Source organism: Aeromonas sp. sif2433, from assembly GCF_019218705.1.
Taxonomy (GTDB): Bacteria; Pseudomonadota; Gammaproteobacteria; order Enterobacterales; family Aeromonadaceae; genus Aeromonas; species Aeromonas encheleia.
The window spans coordinates 64,147-79,704 of record NZ_JAHUXD010000004.1 but is presented as its reverse complement, the minus strand read 5'-3'; the positions used below and the strand labels follow the sequence as shown (position 1 = coordinate 79,704).

At 61.4% G+C, this 15,558-nt stretch carries 12 protein-coding genes and 1 pseudogene; 2 read left to right on the top strand and 11 right to left on the bottom strand.

Annotated elements, in window-relative coordinates:
* Window positions 1-93: 93 nt before the first annotated feature.
* From pykF to KW825_RS07640, 11 genes are all read right to left on the bottom strand, one after another.
* Complete coding sequence (gene pykF, locus KW825_RS07690; protein ID WP_042653884.1) at window positions 94-1,506, bottom strand: pyruvate kinase PykF; 1,413 nt, start codon at window positions 1,504-1,506, stop codon at window positions 94-96.
* A 482-nt stretch (window positions 1,507-1,988) separates the two neighbouring features.
* Entirely contained in the window at window positions 1,989-3,119 is a 1,131-nt protein-coding gene (locus tag KW825_RS07685; protein ID WP_218328832.1) for a cupin domain-containing protein, read from the bottom strand.
* A gap of 174 nt (window positions 3,120-3,293) precedes the next feature.
* A complete protein-coding gene (purB, locus tag KW825_RS07680) occupies window positions 3,294-4,664 on the bottom strand; it encodes an adenylosuccinate lyase (RefSeq protein WP_218328831.1) in 1,371 nt (456 codons plus the stop codon).
* Window positions 4,665-4,699: 35 nt separating this feature from the next.
* Window positions 4,700-5,311 carry a high frequency lysogenization protein HflD gene (hflD, locus tag KW825_RS07675; protein WP_042653881.1) on the bottom strand — a complete coding sequence of 204 codons (612 nt, stop codon included), beginning with the start codon at window positions 5,309-5,311 and terminating at the stop codon, window positions 4,700-4,702.
* A 23-nt stretch (window positions 5,312-5,334) separates the two neighbouring features.
* A complete protein-coding gene (gene mnmA / locus KW825_RS07670; protein WP_218328830.1) occupies window positions 5,335-6,441 on the bottom strand; it encodes a tRNA 2-thiouridine(34) synthase MnmA in 1,107 nt (368 codons plus the stop codon).
* A gap of 303 nt (window positions 6,442-6,744) precedes the next feature.
* Complete coding sequence (locus KW825_RS07665; protein ID WP_042653879.1) at window positions 6,745-7,212, bottom strand: NUDIX hydrolase; 468 nt, start codon at window positions 7,210-7,212, stop codon at window positions 6,745-6,747.
* A complete protein-coding gene (locus KW825_RS07660; protein ID WP_218328829.1) occupies window positions 7,209-8,105 on the bottom strand; it encodes a pseudouridine synthase in 897 nt (298 codons plus the stop codon). The genes KW825_RS07665 and KW825_RS07660 overlap by 4 nt, the downstream gene beginning before the upstream one ends.
* A gap of 90 nt (window positions 8,106-8,195) precedes the next feature.
* Window positions 8,196-8,963, bottom strand: a complete 768-nt coding sequence (locus KW825_RS07655) for a PTS sugar transporter subunit IIA (RefSeq protein WP_218328828.1) — start codon at window positions 8,961-8,963, stop codon at window positions 8,196-8,198.
* Entirely contained in the window at window positions 8,964-9,269 is a 306-nt protein-coding gene (locus tag KW825_RS07650) for a PTS fructose transporter subunit IIB (RefSeq protein WP_218328827.1), read from the bottom strand.
* 541 nt (window positions 9,270-9,810) lie between these two features.
* Window positions 9,811-10,197 (bottom strand): hypothetical protein, encoded by a 387-nt coding sequence (locus KW825_RS07645; protein WP_218328826.1) that lies wholly within the window; start codon window positions 10,195-10,197, stop codon window positions 9,811-9,813.
* Window positions 10,198-10,545: 348 nt separating this feature from the next.
* Complete coding sequence (locus KW825_RS07640; protein WP_218328825.1) at window positions 10,546-12,414, bottom strand: potassium transporter Kup; 1,869 nt, start codon at window positions 12,412-12,414, stop codon at window positions 10,546-10,548.
* Between the two features lie 526 nt (window positions 12,415-12,940).
* Between KW825_RS07640 and KW825_RS20540 the strand changes: the two are divergent.
* Both KW825_RS20540 and KW825_RS07635 read left to right on the top strand, forming a co-directional pair.
* A pseudogene (locus tag KW825_RS20540) lies at window positions 12,941-13,045 on the top strand (IS6 family transposase); the annotation flags it as partial.
* 204 nt (window positions 13,046-13,249) lie between these two features.
* Window positions 13,250-15,541 carry a M9 family metallopeptidase gene (locus KW825_RS07635; RefSeq protein WP_218328824.1) on the top strand — a complete coding sequence of 764 codons (2,292 nt, stop codon included), beginning with the start codon at window positions 13,250-13,252 and terminating at the stop codon, window positions 15,539-15,541.
* Window positions 15,542-15,558 lie beyond the last annotated feature (17 nt).

The following is a 15,558-nucleotide window of genomic DNA, read 5'->3' as shown; positions in this document are numbered from 1 at the left end:
CGTGGATTCTAACACCGGCCGGGAAGGCGAAGCAGGGGGGCGGGATAAAAAAAACGGCGCCCAAAGGGCGCCGTTTTATCGGTTCAGGACTGGTTAGAGTACGTGAACGGAGGCGGTGTTGGTGGTGCCGCTCGGTACCAGAGCACCGGAGACCATCACGACGACGTCGCCTTTCAGGCCCATGCCGCTGGCCAGCGCCGCTTCTTTACCGATGCGATAGAAATCGTCGGTGGAGGCGATGCTGTCAACCACGTGAGCAACCACACCCTTGGTCAGGACCAGCTGGGCTGCGGTTTTCTGGTTGGTGGTGATGGCCAGGATCCAGGCTTTCGGGAAGTACTTGCGAATGGCCTTGGCAGACTTGCCGCCTTCGGTGGCAACCACGATCAGCGGGGCATCCAGCTTCTCGGAGGTCTCGACGGCGCCTTTACATACGGCTTCGGTGATGCGCAGCTTGTTGCTGTCGTTGGCAGCAGACAGGTTGGACGGCATCACGGCATCGGTACGCTCGCAGATGGTAGCCATGATGGTCACGGCTTCCAGCGGGTACTTGCCCTTGGCGGATTCACCGGACAGCATGACTGCATCGGTACCGTCCAGGATGGCGTTCGCCACGTCACCGGCTTCGGCGCGGGTCGGACGCGGGTTCTTGATCATGGAATCCAGCATCTGGGTGGCGGTGATGACCACTTTACGTGCCTTGTTGCACTTGGTGATGATCATCTTCTGGGCGAAGATCACTTCTTCTACCGGAATTTCCACACCCATGTCGCCACGAGCAACCATGATGCCATCGGACACGGCCAGGATGTCATCGAAGTTGTCCAGGCCTTCCTGGTTTTCGATCTTGGAGATGATCTGGATGGCTTCGCCACCGTGAGCCTTCAGGTGCTCACGGATTTCCAGCACATCTTCTTTCTTGCGAATGAAGGAAGCAGCAACGAAATCAACGCCTTGCTCGCAACCGAAGATCAGGTCACGCTTGTCTTTCTCGGCCAGGGCCGGCAGCTTGATGGAGACGCCCGGCAGGTTGACGCCCTTGTTCTCGCCCAGATCACCGTTGTTCAGCACCTTGCAGATGACTTCGCGTTCGGTGATTTCGATGACGTCCAGACCGATCAGGCCGTCATCCACCAGGATGCGGTTGCCGACGCGCAGGTCGTTGGCGAAGCCGGCGTAGGTCACGGCGACTTTGTCTTTGTTGCCAACAACGGTCTGGTCGGTGGTGAAGGTGAAGGTCTGGCCGGCGACCAGAGAGACATCGTTGCCACCTTCCAGCTTCATGGTACGGATTTCCGGACCCTTGGTATCCAGCAGGATGGCGGCGTGCTTGCCGGTAGCGGCCATCACTTCGCGCAGGTTGCGGATACGGGTGCCGTGCTCTTCGTAATCACCGTGAGAGAAGTTCAGGCGCATGACGTTCATGCCGGCGTCGAGCATTTTGCCCAGCATTTCTTTGGATTCGGTCTTGGGACCTATGGTGCAGACGATTTTGGTCTTTTTCATGTCAGTCTTCATGGTTAAGGAGTTTCCGCCGTGCAATATACACCAGTTTTTGGATACTTTTTATGATCCAGAAACAACGTTTTGAGCTAAAACCGCCCCATTTTGGAAGATAACGTTTTCGCTCACAGCTGATTTTAGGGGCTAAAATAATTGGTTTCCCATATTTAAACCCATTCGGTTCCTATGGTTGGACGCATCAGCGTCCGTCCAGGATGTTGTTAAATGACAAGCAACGGAGCCGCTACCGGACGATGGTGAAGGTACCTGGGCTTGGGGTGGCAGCGCCGCTCCCTGGCTGAGCCGCCCTCAAGTGTAGCCGCGGTGTCGGTCCCTGGTGAGCCGATGGTGGAGATAGCGGACCGTACGCCTTGGAAGATGGCGGATAGCGCGGGGCAAAAGGCCGAGTCTCGCCATCAAAGGAAGCATCATCAGGCAAAAAAAAGCGCCGCTGTCACCTGCGGCGCTTTTCATGTGTCGCGAAATCAGGCGAAGAACCAGTAACCACGGTTGACCAGGCGGGTCAGCAGTTGCAGGAAGCCAGCCTGATCGGCGAGCTCCACCATGTCGGCCTGGGTGATGATGTCTTTGTCACACAGCAGCGAGATGGCGGCGGCGTCCTCGCTTGGCAGGGTCCAGGCTTCGCCATCGATGTAGCACTGCTGGCTGTCGCCGCTGAACCAGACCGAGCGCAGGCCCGGCACCTTGATGGCGGGCTCGCCCTGGGTCAGCAGATCGGCCACTTCCTCGGCGCTGTAGTCAGGCTCCACCGGATTGACGTCCAGATCGTGCTTGGCCTCGGAGATCATGGTGCCAAACCACTCCTTGAACAGGGTCTCGTCGTCCAGCGCCTGTTGCATCAGCTCGCGCAGACGGTGCAGCTCGTGGGGCTGGATCTCGCCGTGATGGGCGCGGGGCTTGAGATCCCCATCGCCGTAGCGCTCTGTGCGCACCTCGTTGTCGATCAGGTGATCGGCGAAGGAGGAGATCAGCGCCTTGGCATCCGGCGCGCGGAAGCCCACCGAGAAGTTCAGGGACGGCTCGATGGCGTAGCCCTCGTGGGGGAATCCAGGCGGGATGTAGAGGATATCGCCCGGCTCCATGATGACGTCGATGATGGCGTCGAACGGTTCGCAGTGCAGCAGGGCGGCATGGGCGGCGAACTCGTTGAGGCTGTTGGCCTCGCCGACTCGCCAGTGGCGCTTGCCCTGGCCCTGGGTGATGAACACGTCGTAGTTGTCGATGTGGGGGCCGACGCCACCGTGAGGGGTGGAGAAGCTCACCATCACATCGTCAAAGCGCCAGCCCGGGATGAACTGGAACGGCAGCGCCAGCTCGTGCACCTCGGGGGCCCAGTGGTTGCAGGCCTGCACCAGCACCGTCCAGTTCTCTTCCCCCAGGTGATCGTAGGATTCGAAGGGGCCGTGGGCCGCCTCCCACTTGCCGTCGAAGCGGGTCACCAGACGGGATTCTATGGTCTCTTCCATGGCCAGACCCGCCAGTTCGTCCGGGCTGATGGGATCCTGAAAGTCGGTGAAGCCGCCCTTGATGAGGAGCGGGCGCTTCTGCCAGTAATGTTCGAGGAAGTGAGCGATATCCAGATTCAGTTCGTACATGGTTCTTCTCGTCAAAAGGTCAGACAAAGTTAAGAGAGGTCTTGCCCAAGGGAGCTGCCGGCCTTGGGCAAGGCCTCTTTATGTATGGCAAAAAGCTTGGCAAACGGTGTGGCAGTCAAAAATAACAGGGGCCCTGCGCGTATCACAGGGCCCCTGTCGTATCAGGCTATCGGCTTACTTCAGCAGATCCACCAGACGCTGGGCCTGACCGATATAGTTGGCCGGGGTCAGCTTCTTCAGCTCGACCTTCACCTCCTCGGGCAATTCGAGGGTGTCGATGAAGGTACGCATGCCTTCGGCGTCGACGCGGCGACCACGGGTCAGCTCCTTGAGCTTCTCGTAGGGCTTCTCGATGCCGTAGCGGCGCATCACTGTCTGGATGGGCTCGGCCAGCACTTCCCAGTTGGCGTCCAGATCGGCGGCCATGGCGCCGGCGTTGGCTTCCAGCTTGGAGATCCCCTTCAGGGTCGCCTGATAGGCGATCAGGGAATAGCCCACCGCCACCCCCAGGTTGCGCAGCACGGTCGAGTCGGTGAGGTCACGCTGCCAGCGGGAGATGGGCAGTTTGCTCGCCAGATGCTGGAACACGGCGTTGGCCAGACCCAGATTGCCTTCGGAGTTCTCGAAGTCGATGGGGTTGACCTTGTGCGGCATGGTGGAGGAGCCGATCTCGCCGGCCACTGTGCGCTGTTTGAAGTGACCCAGGGAGATGTAGCCCCACACGTCCCGATCGAAGTCGATCAGTATGGTGTTGAAGCGGGCCATGGCATCGAACAGCTCGGCGATGTAGTCGTGGGGCTCGATCTGGGTGGTGTAGGGGTTCCAGGACAGGCCGAGGGAAGTCACGAACTGCTCGGAGAACTGGTGCCAGTCAACGAGCGGGTAGGCGCTGACGTGGGCGTTGTAGTTGCCGACCGCGCCGTTGATCTTGCCGAGGATCTCCACCGCCATGATCTGCTTGTACTGGCGCTCAAGGCGGTAGGCGACGTTGGCCATCTCCTTGCCCATGGTGCTCGGGGTGGCGGGCTGGCCGTGGGTGCGTGACAGCAGCGGCATGTCGCGGTACTCATGGGCCAGGCGCTTGAGCTCGCTAATCAGCTTCTCGCAGTAAGGCTTGATCACCTGGTCGCGGGCGGTCTTCAGCATCAGGCCGTGGGAGTTGTTGTTGATGTCTTCCGAGGTGCAGGCGAAGTGGATGAACTCGCTGACGGCGGCCAGCTCTGGGTTCACTTCCACCTTCTCTTTCAGGAAGTATTCCACCGCTTTCACATCATGGTTGGTGGTGCGCTCGATCTGTTTGATGCGGGCGGCGTCCGCCTCGTTGAAGTCGTTGACGATACCGTCGAGCAGGGCGTTGGCGGCCGCGCTCAGGGCAGGGACTTCCGGGATCCCGGCGTGGCTTGCCAGTTTCTGCAACCAGCGAACCTCGACTTCGACGCGAAAACGCAGCAGACCGAATTCGGAGAAGATGGGACGCAGGGCATCGGCCTTGTCGCCATAACGACCGTCAATCGGGGAAACAGCAGTCAGCGCGGACAGCTCCATGGGGTGAACTCCTGATGTGTGTGGGGGTTAGAAACTCAAAAACGTTTGGCCAGTTCCACCATCTTCTTGCGGGCGAAGATGATCTGGGTCCGGCTGCCACCGAGCTGACGCCACAGCACGGCGGCGCGGATGCCCGCCAGCAGCAGGGCGCGCACCTTGTGTTGCACCAGAGGCTGCTGCAGGAACAGCGGAGTGCCCGCCACCTGGATGCGTGGCCCTATGGGGCTGATGAGATCGCTGTAGATGCTCGCCATGTTGGCCAGGATCTGCTCGTCGAGCAGATCGAAATGCTGTTGCTGGCGGCCGATCTGGCCGATCCGCTCCCCCAGCATGTTGAGGATGTCCTTGCGCTTGGCCAGCTTGCGCTCCAGCGCGATCAGGCTCACCACGTAGCGGGTCAGCTCGGCGTTCTTCTGGCTGCCATCGGCGCCAAGCTGCTCCACCAGGGCGCGGTAACCATCGCGGATGGCGAGGTGGCTGCCGAACACTTCCAGCGGCTGCTTGGGATTGGTCACCAGCACGCTTTGCAGGCTCTCGCGCAGGGAGGCTTCATCGCAGCTGCCATCACGGGCCACTTTTTGTACCAGATAGGCCGCCTGGCAGATGCCGGCGAAAGCCATGGTTCTGTCTTGGAATTTGTCGCTCACGTCTGCTGCCTTCTGTTAAGGATTCAAACCGAATGGCTGAAACGCTGTTCGATGATGCCACCGCCCAGGCACTCTTCCCCGTCATAGAAGACGGCGGATTGCCCCGGGGTCACGGCGGCCTGTTTCTCATCGAAGATGACACGAATGGTCTCGTCGTCGATGGGCTGGATCAGGCAGGGGATATCTTCCTGGCGGTAGCGGGTCTTGACGGTGCAGCGGCGCGGCGCGCGAATGGGGGTGCGATCCACCCAGTGCAGCTGGCTGGCGATGAGGCCGTCGGAGTAGAGCCGCGGGTGCTCGCCCTGCGCCACGATCAGGGTGTTGCGTTCCACCTCTTTGTCGACCACGTACCAGGCCTCTTCGGTAGCGTCTTTACGCCCGCCGATGCCGAGCCCCTTGCGCTGGCCCAGGGTGTGATACATCAGGCCCTGGTGCGCGCCGATCACCTTGCCGTCCACGGTTTCGATGGGGCCGGGCTGGGCGGGCAGGAACTTGGCAAGGAAGTCCTTGAACTTGCGCTCACCGATGAAGCAGATGCCGGTGGAGTCTTTCTTCTTGGCGGTGACGAGATCCAGCTGCTCGGCGATGCGGCGCACCTCCGGCTTCTCCAGATCCCCGACCGGGAACAGGCTCTGACCGATTTGTTGCTCGCTCAGGGTGTAGAGGAAGTAGCTCTGATCCTTGTTGCCATCGAGGCCGCGCAGCAGGCGCGGGCGGCCGGTGCTGTCGTCACGGCGCACATAGTGGCCGGTGGCGATGTAGGTGGCACCCAACTCTTCGGCGGCGAATTCGAGGAACGCCTTGAACTTGATCTCCTTGTTGCACAGGATATCCGGGTTCGGCGTGCGCCCTGCCTTGTACTCCGCCAGGAAGTGCTCGAACACATTGTCCCAGTACTCGGCGGCGAAGTTGATGGTATGCAACTTCATGCCCAGCTTGTCGCAGACCGCCTTGGCATCAGCCAAATCCTGGGAGGCGGAGCAATACTCGTCCGTGTCGTCTTCTTCCCAGTTCTTCATGAACAAGCCTTCGACCTGATAACCCTGCTGCTGGAGCAGGTAGGCCGAGACGGAAGAATCCACGCCGCCGGACATGCCGACGATCACCTTGATTTGGCTGTTGTCTGTCATTAGTCGAAGTTACCAGTTCGTTTAAACGGGGCGTATTCTACCAGAATTTCGCGCCCCCGGTCACATATCCATGCCGGCGTCCCCATGAAGAGGAGGTCGACAGGAAATCGTTTTTCTGTTCGTCGGCACCATGATGAAAAAATGGTGCCAAACGACCTCAGATGGCCTGTTCACGATCTGTCACGAGAGGCCGTCAGCAAGGTAAAGAGCAGCGCAGGAACCGGAGTGTGTAAATACACATGAGGATTCCGAGCCGCACATGAGCCTTGATCACGGCCTCGCAGTAAGATCGTGGGCAGGTTCTCAAATAAAGGCCTTGAGGGCCGACAGTGGCAAGCGGGTGCCCCCCAGATAATCCTGGATGCACTGCCACACCAGAGGGCTGCGCAGGGCGGGCTTGCATTCGGCGATCTCGTCCAGGGTGAGCCAGTGGCAGGCCAGCACATCACCGTCAGGATCCTCTGGATGGTGCTGACCCGGCGCCTTTTCAAGGTCGAACACCAGGGCGGTGCGCACAAAGGTGGCCTCGCTGTCCGCCGGTTTGAACAGATAGACCCCCAGCCAGGCGTTGGGACGGGCGCAGAGCCCGGTCTCCTCTTTCAGCTCGCGGCAGGCGGCCTCGATCAGGTTCTCGCCCGGTTCCACATGGCCGGCGGGCTGGTTGAAGCGGCGCTGGCCCGCGATCTCCTCTTCCACCAGCAGGAAGCGGCCCTGCCAGTGCACCAGGGCGGCGACCGTCAATCTGGCCGGCATGGGGGGATGTTCGATCATGATGACTCCTTGTCTTGAGGCGCTCGCGCAGGGCGGCGGGCCGTGCCCCGGCTCGTGCCGCGGGGTTGGCCGCCATTGTGTTCGGCCGTCTGTGCGGCAGGTTGGGCGCTGCGTTCGGATGTAGTTTGCCCAGGGGAGCGCGCCTTGGCGCCGGTCTGGCGTGTCGCCGCGCCCGCGCGCTCCCGTTCGGGCTGGCGGGATCGGCTGCTGGTGCGGGAAGCTGCCGCCAGCTCGGGGGCGGGCAGGCTGTGGCTCTGCCCGGGGGCCAGGCCATCGAGGGTCCAGTCACCGATGGCGTAGCGGATGAGGCGCAGGGTGGGATGGCCGATATGGGCGGTCATGCGCCGCACCTGGCGGTTGCGCCCCTCCACTATCTTGATCTCGAGCCAGCGGGTGGGGATCTCCTTGCGCTCGCGGATCGGCGGATTGCGTGGCCACAGCTCGGGCTCGTCCATGATCCGCGCCCCGGCGGGCAGGGTCATGCCGTCGTTGAGCTCGACCCCGGCGCGCAGGGCCGCCAGTGCCTCCTCGCTCGGCACGCCTTCCACCTGCACCCAGTAGGTCTTGGGGGTCTTCTCCCCCGGCTGGGTGAGGCGCGCCTGCAGCTTGCCGTCGTTGGTGAGCAGCAAGAGCCCCTCGCTGTCGCGGTCCAGCCTGCCGGCGGCATAGATGCCGGGCTCCTTGATGTAATCCTTGAGGGTCTCCCGTCCCGCCTCGTCGGTGAACTGGCACAGCACCATGTAGGGCTTGTTCAGCAGCAGCAACTTGCGATCGGCTGGCGCCAGCACCGGCTTTTGCTCGGCAGGGTTGCCAATGCGTGAGCGTGCATTGAGGGGGCGGTCTGCGGCAGCCGGGCGGCCGGAGAGGGAGAGACGGGGACGGGCAGATTTCATCGAATGCACACCAACAGCAAGGGATGCGGCAGTGTATCACAGGGGGGCGACTGGGAGATGAACGGCGGTGGGCAGGCGGGGAACCTTAACTCAGCTCAGCAGGCTCTCGATGACGATGGCCTGACGGGCGAGGGCCGTGCTGGCGTGCTGCAGCGCCATGCTGACCACCTCGTCCATCATAGCGCGGGCCAGCCGGGTGAGGGGGCGCAACTGCTCGGGGGGAAACCCGGCCGGGATCGCCAGCAGCAGCAGGGTCTGCACCGGGCCCAGGGTTGAGCCCCATTCGATGGGCTCGGCGCAGTGGAGCAGCGAGAGGGCGGGCTGGCGGATGGCGGGGCAGATCACATGGGGCATGGCGAGGCCGGGCCGTATGATGGTCGCGGCGAGCCGTTCGCGGCTGGCGATGGCCTGCTCCAGCATAGGCCTGTCGCGCACCAGCTCGGCCGGTAGCAGATCCACCAGCACCTTCAGCGCCAGGGCCTTGTCGAGGGGCGCCGTGGCGTGGCCGAGCTGACTGAGCGCGAAGCAGTAGTCGGGCTGGGCGGCGGCGAGGCGCTGCTCGGCCAGGGCCGCCGATCCCGGACGGCCAAGGGGCTGACCCAGCTCGCCGCACCAGCAGGTAAACGCCATGTGGGCGAGCTCGGCATCCAGCCCTTCGATCAGCAGCTGGCAGAGATCACCGGGCTGGGTGCCCAGGGTGAGCAGGGCGAGCAGGTTGTCCGCCCCGACGCTCTGGCGACGGCTGATATTGATGAAGCCGATCTGGGACTTGAACAGCCCGGCCAGTCGACTCAGCTGCTTGCCCTGGGCTATGGTCAGGCCCTGACGGCAGCAGAAGGTGAGTTCGCGGCGGAGCATTCAGGCGCCGGGCGTCAGGGTCTTGAGCACGGCGGCCGCATCCAGCAGCACGGCTTCCAGCGATACCTGGCGCAGGGGGCAGCCGAGGAAGCGCTCCTTCTGCTCGATCTCGATATCGGAGGCGATCAGCACCAGGTCCGCGCCGGCGATGTCCCGGGCGGTCAGTATGTTCTCCAGACCCATGGCGCCCTGGGTCTCAACCTTGATCTTCAGCCCCAGCTTGTCGGCGGCTCTTTGCAGCGCCTCGGCGGCCATGTAGGTGTGGGCTATGCCGGTGGGGCAGGCGGTGACGGCGAGGATCTTCATCGGTTCTCGGGGCTCATGACATGGGGGCAACAAGATAGCGCCAACCGCCGGCCTTTACCAAAGCCGCGGGGCAAAAATGGGATCTCGGCGGTGCTCCGGCACCCGGCTCCAGGGGGATGATGGTCGCTCGGAGCCCTCTGCCGACTCCCTCACTGACCCCAGATCCTGGCTCTTTGCCTGAAAAGTGGCCGGACTTGCATCGGCGAGCAGACCCGAGAGTTGGGGAGGTCCTTGGCCAGAGCGCCAGTTTCAAACAAGATCCCGGGTTTCTCTTTGTTCTCTTGAGTCAGGCAAATAATGCCGTCGTCACATCCCGCAACTGATCGTGAGTCTCGCTAAACCAGAGGGAAACAGGTCAATATTCTGGGTGGATATCCAGGGTGAATCGCCTGCAGTACAGGGCACAGCTACTTATCCAGAGGGTTGTCATTTGTCCGCTGCGCTCCCCGACCAACTCTGAAATACCTTTCTTATTTGTTCCGATCAACCGTCTGATAAGTTTGGATTTGATCTGTTGGGCCGAAACGGTACTAGCTGAATCCTAGTCACTCCATCGTGCCAGTAAACGCGCCAGAAAGCCCGGCAGGCCAGGCTGGTGACGACAGCTCTCCAGATTACCGGCCAGCAATTTCAGACCGGCCACCAGAATGCCCAGCCAGAGGAAAACCTCCCCAAGACGTTCAGCCCAGTGCTGACGATGCTCAATCACCTGCTCCAGCACAGTGGCGAGATCAAATGCCCCAGTGGGGCCGGCCTGGGATTGTTGCGATGCCAGGATGCTCTGCAAGAACCAAGGGAGTAACAGGGAGAAGATAATAGACCCTGCAATCCCGATCAGCAGCGCCCCTTGCCAACTGATACGCAGCATGGCGCTGGCGGTATCGCCGACCAGTGAACCGCGTCTGCGCCGATAGTAACCTCGACCCATTATCCCCTCCTTGAGAGGTTGTGGTGATGGGATTAACGGGGAGGTATCGTTCCATGCGCTCCCCACTATCCGATATCCAAGGAATCATTATGTGCACAAAAATGCGTGCATTAAATAGCCTGCGCTCTAATCGGCGCCCCATTTTTCGTGTTTGATAAGGGAGCCATGGAGCACAATCAGGCTCTCTTCGCTGATGACTATGAATCTCTGGGGCTGGCTCGACCTGAACCCTGTCTCCGAGCTCACTGCCAAGTGGTTCAAGGCGCTAGCCGAGCAGGCCTGTGGTATGGGTCGAGGCGGCATGAGGTCATGCCCCTCTTGCATGGGCGAATGCTGCTGAACACGCATCTACAGCTCAAGCTGCATGCCAAGTTCCACTACCCTGTTGGTCGGGATCTGGAAGAAATCGGTTGCCCGGGAGGAGTTGCGATTCATCCAGATAAACAGCCCTTCACGCCAGCGCACCATACCCGGTAAATCGGTGCTGATGAGGTACTCGTAGGAGAGAAAGAAGGAGGTGTTGTTGAGCTTCACTATCAGTTTATGCTCGGCGCAAGCCTGGAATATTTCCGCCATTGACGGGGTCTCCTGGTAACCAAAGTTGGCCACCACCTGCCAGAACCCTGCTCCTATCTGGGTCAACTCCAGTCGCTCCTCCATGGGCAACCAGGGCTCATCCTTTACCCTTACGGTCAGGAAGATCACCCGTTCATGCAACACCTTGTTGTGTTTGAGGTTATGCAAAATGGCATGGGGGGCAACCTTGATCGACTTGGAAAGAAATACCGCGGTACCCGGTACCCGCAGGGGAGGGTGAAGCTGCATATCATCGACGAAAGGCTGCAGTGCCAGCGACTTGTTCTCGAGCTTGTCGAGCACCAGTTCGCGCCCACGCTTCCAGGTGGTCATCACCACTATGGTCAGCAAGGCAAACAACACGGGCAACCAGCCGCCAGAGAAAAACTTGGTGGTGTTGGCTGCGAAAAAGGCCAGATCCAGCAGCAGTAGCGGGGTGCCCACCAAACCGATCAGCCAGAGGGGTTGTTTCCAGCGATGGAGCGCCACAACCATCAGCAACAGCGTGGTGATGACCATGGTGCCGGTCACGGCGATGCCATAAGCGGCAGCCAGATTGCTTGAACTCTTGAACCAGAAGATCACCAGCACTATCCCCCCCAACAGCAGCCAGTTGACCAAGGGTAGATAGATCTGGCCCTTCTCGTGCGCAGAGGTGTAGCGGATCTCCTGGCGTGGCAGAAATCCGAGCAAGATAGCCTGCCGTACCACGGAATAGAGACCGGAGATGACCGCCTGAGAGGCGATAACGGTCGCCATGGTGGCCAGTACAATCAGTGGCAAGGTCATCCAGGAAGGAGCCAGCAGATAGAAAGGGTTCTCGATGGCCTCGGGGTGACGCAGCAATAACGCGCCTTGACCGAAATAGTTGAGCAACAGGGCCGGCATCACCAGGCTGCCCCACGCCAGCTGGATCGCCCCGCGCCCAAAGTGCCCCATGTCTGCATAAAGTGCCTCGGCGCCCGTCACGCACAACACGACCGCACCCAGCACAACAAACGCAGTTCCCGGATTCGTGAGCAGGAAGTCAACCGCATAGAGCGGGTTGATGGCCCTCAGGATGGCGGGGGTCTGCGCTATTTCGAGCAGGCCGAGCAGCGCCAGGGTAGCGAACCAGATCAGCATGATGGGGCCAAACCAACGGCCAATCCCGGCCGTTCCATAGTGCTGGACACCAAACAGCACGATCAGCACCACCAGCACGATAGGGAAGACAAAGGGAGCCAGGTTCGGGGCCACTATCTGTAACCCCTCCACGGCGGAGAGCACGGAAATAGCCGGGGTGATCACCGCATCCCCGACGAACAACCCCACCCCGGCCAGTCCCAACAACATCACCACCGCACGTGTGCGTGAAGAGAGGCGACGGGCGGCGAGGGAGGCCAGGGTCAGTATGCCTCCCTCGCCCTTGTTGTCGGCCCGCAGTACCAGCAGCACGTATTTGAGCGAAACGACAATCATGATGGTCCAGAAGAAGAGAGACACTATCGAGTAGATCTCCTCCTTACCTGGCTGCAACCCCATATGCCCGGCAAAACTCTGCTTCAAGGCGTAGAGCGGACTGGTACCTATGTCACCGTAAACCACGCCCAACGCTGCCAACGTCGTGGCCATTCGGCCTTGCCGTGCTCCATTGCTCATCATGAAATTCCATTTCAATTCACCATGTTAACGATAGCATGGTGAGGCAGATCGACAGTGAAATGACGAGAGGAGGCAAGCGCTTCATCAAGGAAACAGAGGTCACCGTTGCCATCGGATCAACTCGCGAAGTTGAGTGCAGCGTATGCAACCAGCATGAGAGTTCAATGGGGGGAATGGGCTTTGGAATGGGCGAGGAGTGACAGCTATCGATACGGCCAGAGTTTGGTCTGGGGAGCACCATCCACGCTGGGAGTTGTCTACGAGTCGCTTCTAAAATCGTGGCCGAAATGTCATCGCCTCGTGGACAGTGTCGGGGGAACTATGACACTGGCCGGCGTAGGTAATGGCCACCTGATAAACACCATCGATGGCCAGGGAATGGCGCCGCAACCACTTATGAAATCGAGGTTTAACACTCAGTTAAATGTCTACCAAACTCGGTGGTTCTTGATCCGCCACATTTGATAAATGTGGCCTGAGCTCTGTTTGTCGCTTTACCTAGAAAGGTTAACCCCCCCCCCCCCTTTTCCGCCCTCATCGCCACATACTCTCGGCCGTTTCATACCGCCACGCCAGAGCTGATGCTTTCAGCCTGTGGGGGAATTATGCGAGTGACCTCGTTGCTTGATTTTCCATTCCTCTCCATCACTCGACCTGGGCTAAACAACCTGACAATGCCGCGTTTTTGGCAAATAGCGCCGTCAAGGCGCAGGGATATGCCAATACGGGCGTGGGGACTCTCTGCCACATTAGGTGTCCCGGACCGGCGCAGGGAGGCGCCAGCGGCGTGACTACACCGGCACGGGCATCTACCCCAACCATGGAGAGTCCTATGCTTGCACTAAAACCCCTGGCGTGTCTGTTGTTGGCTGGCTGGGCCACCGCCCTGGCCGCCACCGAGGCCCCCGTCTCCCTGCCCTCGCCCGCCATGGTGCCGGCAGATCTGGCCGGCGCCGAGCACGGCCAGTCCCTCACTACCCTGCCGGCGCCGCGGCTGCACCGCCTGCTGCCGCCGCCCGCCGCCCTCGAGCTGGCGCAAGATCCCCACGTCCGGCGCGATCGAGAGCCCGACTGGCGCGCCCAGGCCCAGGCCCAGGCCCAGGCCCAGGCCCAGGTCCAGGCCCAGAGCCTGATGGCCGAGGGGGGCGATTGTCGCGATCCGGCCGGCTTCCTCGACAAATCCGGTGCTGCGCTGGCCGACTACCTGGAGGGTCTGCCCGGGGTGTCGTGTACCTATGGCCTCTTCTCTCTGACGGCGGACGACGGCGCCCGCATCTATGACACCGCCAACCTGCTGGCGGTGGCCGGACGGTTGCAGGCGCGCGCCGCCGACTATCAGGGCAGCGGCCGTGGCCTCGCCAATCTGGTGCTCTATCTGCGCGCCGGCTATTACAACGCCATCGCCCGCGATCTCTACCCGGAGCCACCGCTCACGGTGCGCGACGCGATCCGGGTCGGCCTCGATCGACTGCTGGACAACCCGGCCCTATTCATCCCCAATCCGGACGCGGGCAGCACTATCGGGGAGAGCTTCACCCTGATGACCAATCTCCATGATGAGGCCTATTACCTGCCGCGTCTCAAACCCCTCATCGCCAGTGTCACCAATCGAGACGGACAGCCGGATGCCGCCGATGCCCTCAAGCACTGGGAGGTGGGGTCGGGTTACACCGGCCTGCTGACCGTCCTGTTCATGTCCCACTACCGCGCTGAGGGGCGCGCCCTGGCCGAGCGAGACGGCAGCTACGCCGAGGCCCTGTTCGCCTTCGTGCAGGGCAACCAGGCCGCCCTGCTCGGCACCAGCTACGCCTACCAGCTCACCGACAGCCTGAACGAGGCCCTGCGCTACATGCAGTATCCGGCCCACTTCGCCGCATCGCGGGCCAGGATCGAGCAGATCCTGGTAAAGAGCAGTCTGGATGGTCCCGGCGCCGATCTCTGGTTAGCGGCCGCCAGTGCCGTGAAATACTATGACAATGCCCATTGCGCCGAGTACGGCACCTGTGACTTCGAGCAGCGGCTGGCCGACGTCGTGCTGCCGATCCGCCACGAGTGCGGGTCGACACTGCGCATCCGAGCCCAGGATATGACAGAGCAGCAACTGACCGAGAGCTGCACAGCCTTGGCCAACGAGGAGCAATACTTCCACCGCATGCTGAAGACCCAGAACCGGCCACTGCCGGGCGACGTCAACGACGCGCTGGAGGTGGTGGTGTTCGACGACTACGCCAACTACAGCCGCTACGCTGGCCTCATCTACGGCATCGCCACCGACAACGGCGGCATGTATCTGGAAGGTGATCCCGACCAACCCGGCAACCAGGCACGTTTCATCGCCCACGAGGCCTCCTGGCTGCGCCCCCTGTTCTCGGTGTGGAATCTGGAGCACGAATATGTGCACTATCTGGATGGCCGTTTCAACATGGCCGGCGACTTCGCCCGTGCCATCAGCCAGCCCACCGTCTGGTGGATAGAAGGTCTGGCCGAGTATCTGTCCCTTGGCAACGACAACGCCAAGGCGATCGAGGCGGCCCAGGCCGGCACCTATCCCCTGTCGACCATCTTCGGCAACACCTATGACATGAACGACTATGGGACCCGCGCCTACCGCTGGGGCTATATGGCGGTGCGCTACATGTTCGAACACCACAGGGACAGGGTGGACGATACCGTGACCAGATTTCGCGCCGACGACTATGAGGGCTACTGGTCGACCATGCAGGGTCTGACCCATGACGATGACTTCGCCACCTGGGTGCAGACGGCCACCACGGCCGGCCAGCCGCCCGAGCCGGACTGCGGCTCTCCCGACGATCAGCTCATCGACGCGACCTGTGCCCGCACCGGTATCGCTTCGGACGACATCCGCTACTTCTACGTCTTCGTGCCCCAGGGGACGACACTGCTGACGGTGCAGACCCGAGGTGGCAGTGGCGATGCCAACCTCTATGTCATGCACCGGGGCTGGCCGAACCGGGACAGCTACGATCAGGGCTCGGCCAATGGCGGCAACGACGAGACAGTCACCATCCAGGCACCCGAGGGCGGCGCCTACTACCACATAGCGGTGGACGCCGCTGCACCCTACCGGGATCTGAGCCTCAGTGTGGGGTTGGCTCAATAGGTGGGTACGACGCGCCG

What these genes read in the sequence shown, in the direction of transcription:
- KW825_RS07640 (WP_218328825.1), bottom strand. Translation starts at nt 12,414, where the DNA reads ATGAGCAATGGAGCACGGCAAGGCCGAATGGCCACGACGTTGGCAGCG.
- purB (WP_218328831.1), bottom strand. Translation starts at nt 4,664, where the DNA reads ATGGAGCTGTCCGCGCTGACTGCTGTTTCCCCGATTGACGGTCGTTAT.
- KW825_RS07645 (WP_218328826.1), bottom strand. Translation starts at nt 10,197, where the DNA reads ATGGGTCGAGGTTACTATCGGCGCAGACGCGGTTCACTGGTCGGCGAT.
- KW825_RS07685 (WP_218328832.1), bottom strand. Translation starts at nt 3,119, where the DNA reads ATGTACGAACTGAATCTGGATATCGCTCACTTCCTCGAACATTACTGG.
- mnmA (WP_218328830.1), bottom strand. Translation starts at nt 6,441, where the DNA reads ATGACAGACAACAGCCAAATCAAGGTGATCGTCGGCATGTCCGGCGGC.
- KW825_RS07665 (WP_042653879.1), bottom strand. Translation starts at nt 7,212, where the DNA reads ATGATCGAACATCCCCCCATGCCGGCCAGATTGACGGTCGCCGCCCTG.
- KW825_RS07635 (WP_218328824.1), top strand. Translation starts at nt 13,250, where the DNA reads ATGCTTGCACTAAAACCCCTGGCGTGTCTGTTGTTGGCTGGCTGGGCC.
- pykF (WP_042653884.1), bottom strand. Translation starts at nt 1,506, where the DNA reads ATGAAAAAGACCAAAATCGTCTGCACCATAGGTCCCAAGACCGAATCC.
- KW825_RS07650 (WP_218328827.1), bottom strand. Translation starts at nt 9,269, where the DNA reads ATGAAGATCCTCGCCGTCACCGCCTGCCCCACCGGCATAGCCCACACC.
- KW825_RS07655 (WP_218328828.1), bottom strand. Translation starts at nt 8,963, where the DNA reads ATGCTCCGCCGCGAACTCACCTTCTGCTGCCGTCAGGGCCTGACCATA.
- KW825_RS07660 (WP_218328829.1), bottom strand. Translation starts at nt 8,105, where the DNA reads ATGAAATCTGCCCGTCCCCGTCTCTCCCTCTCCGGCCGCCCGGCTGCC.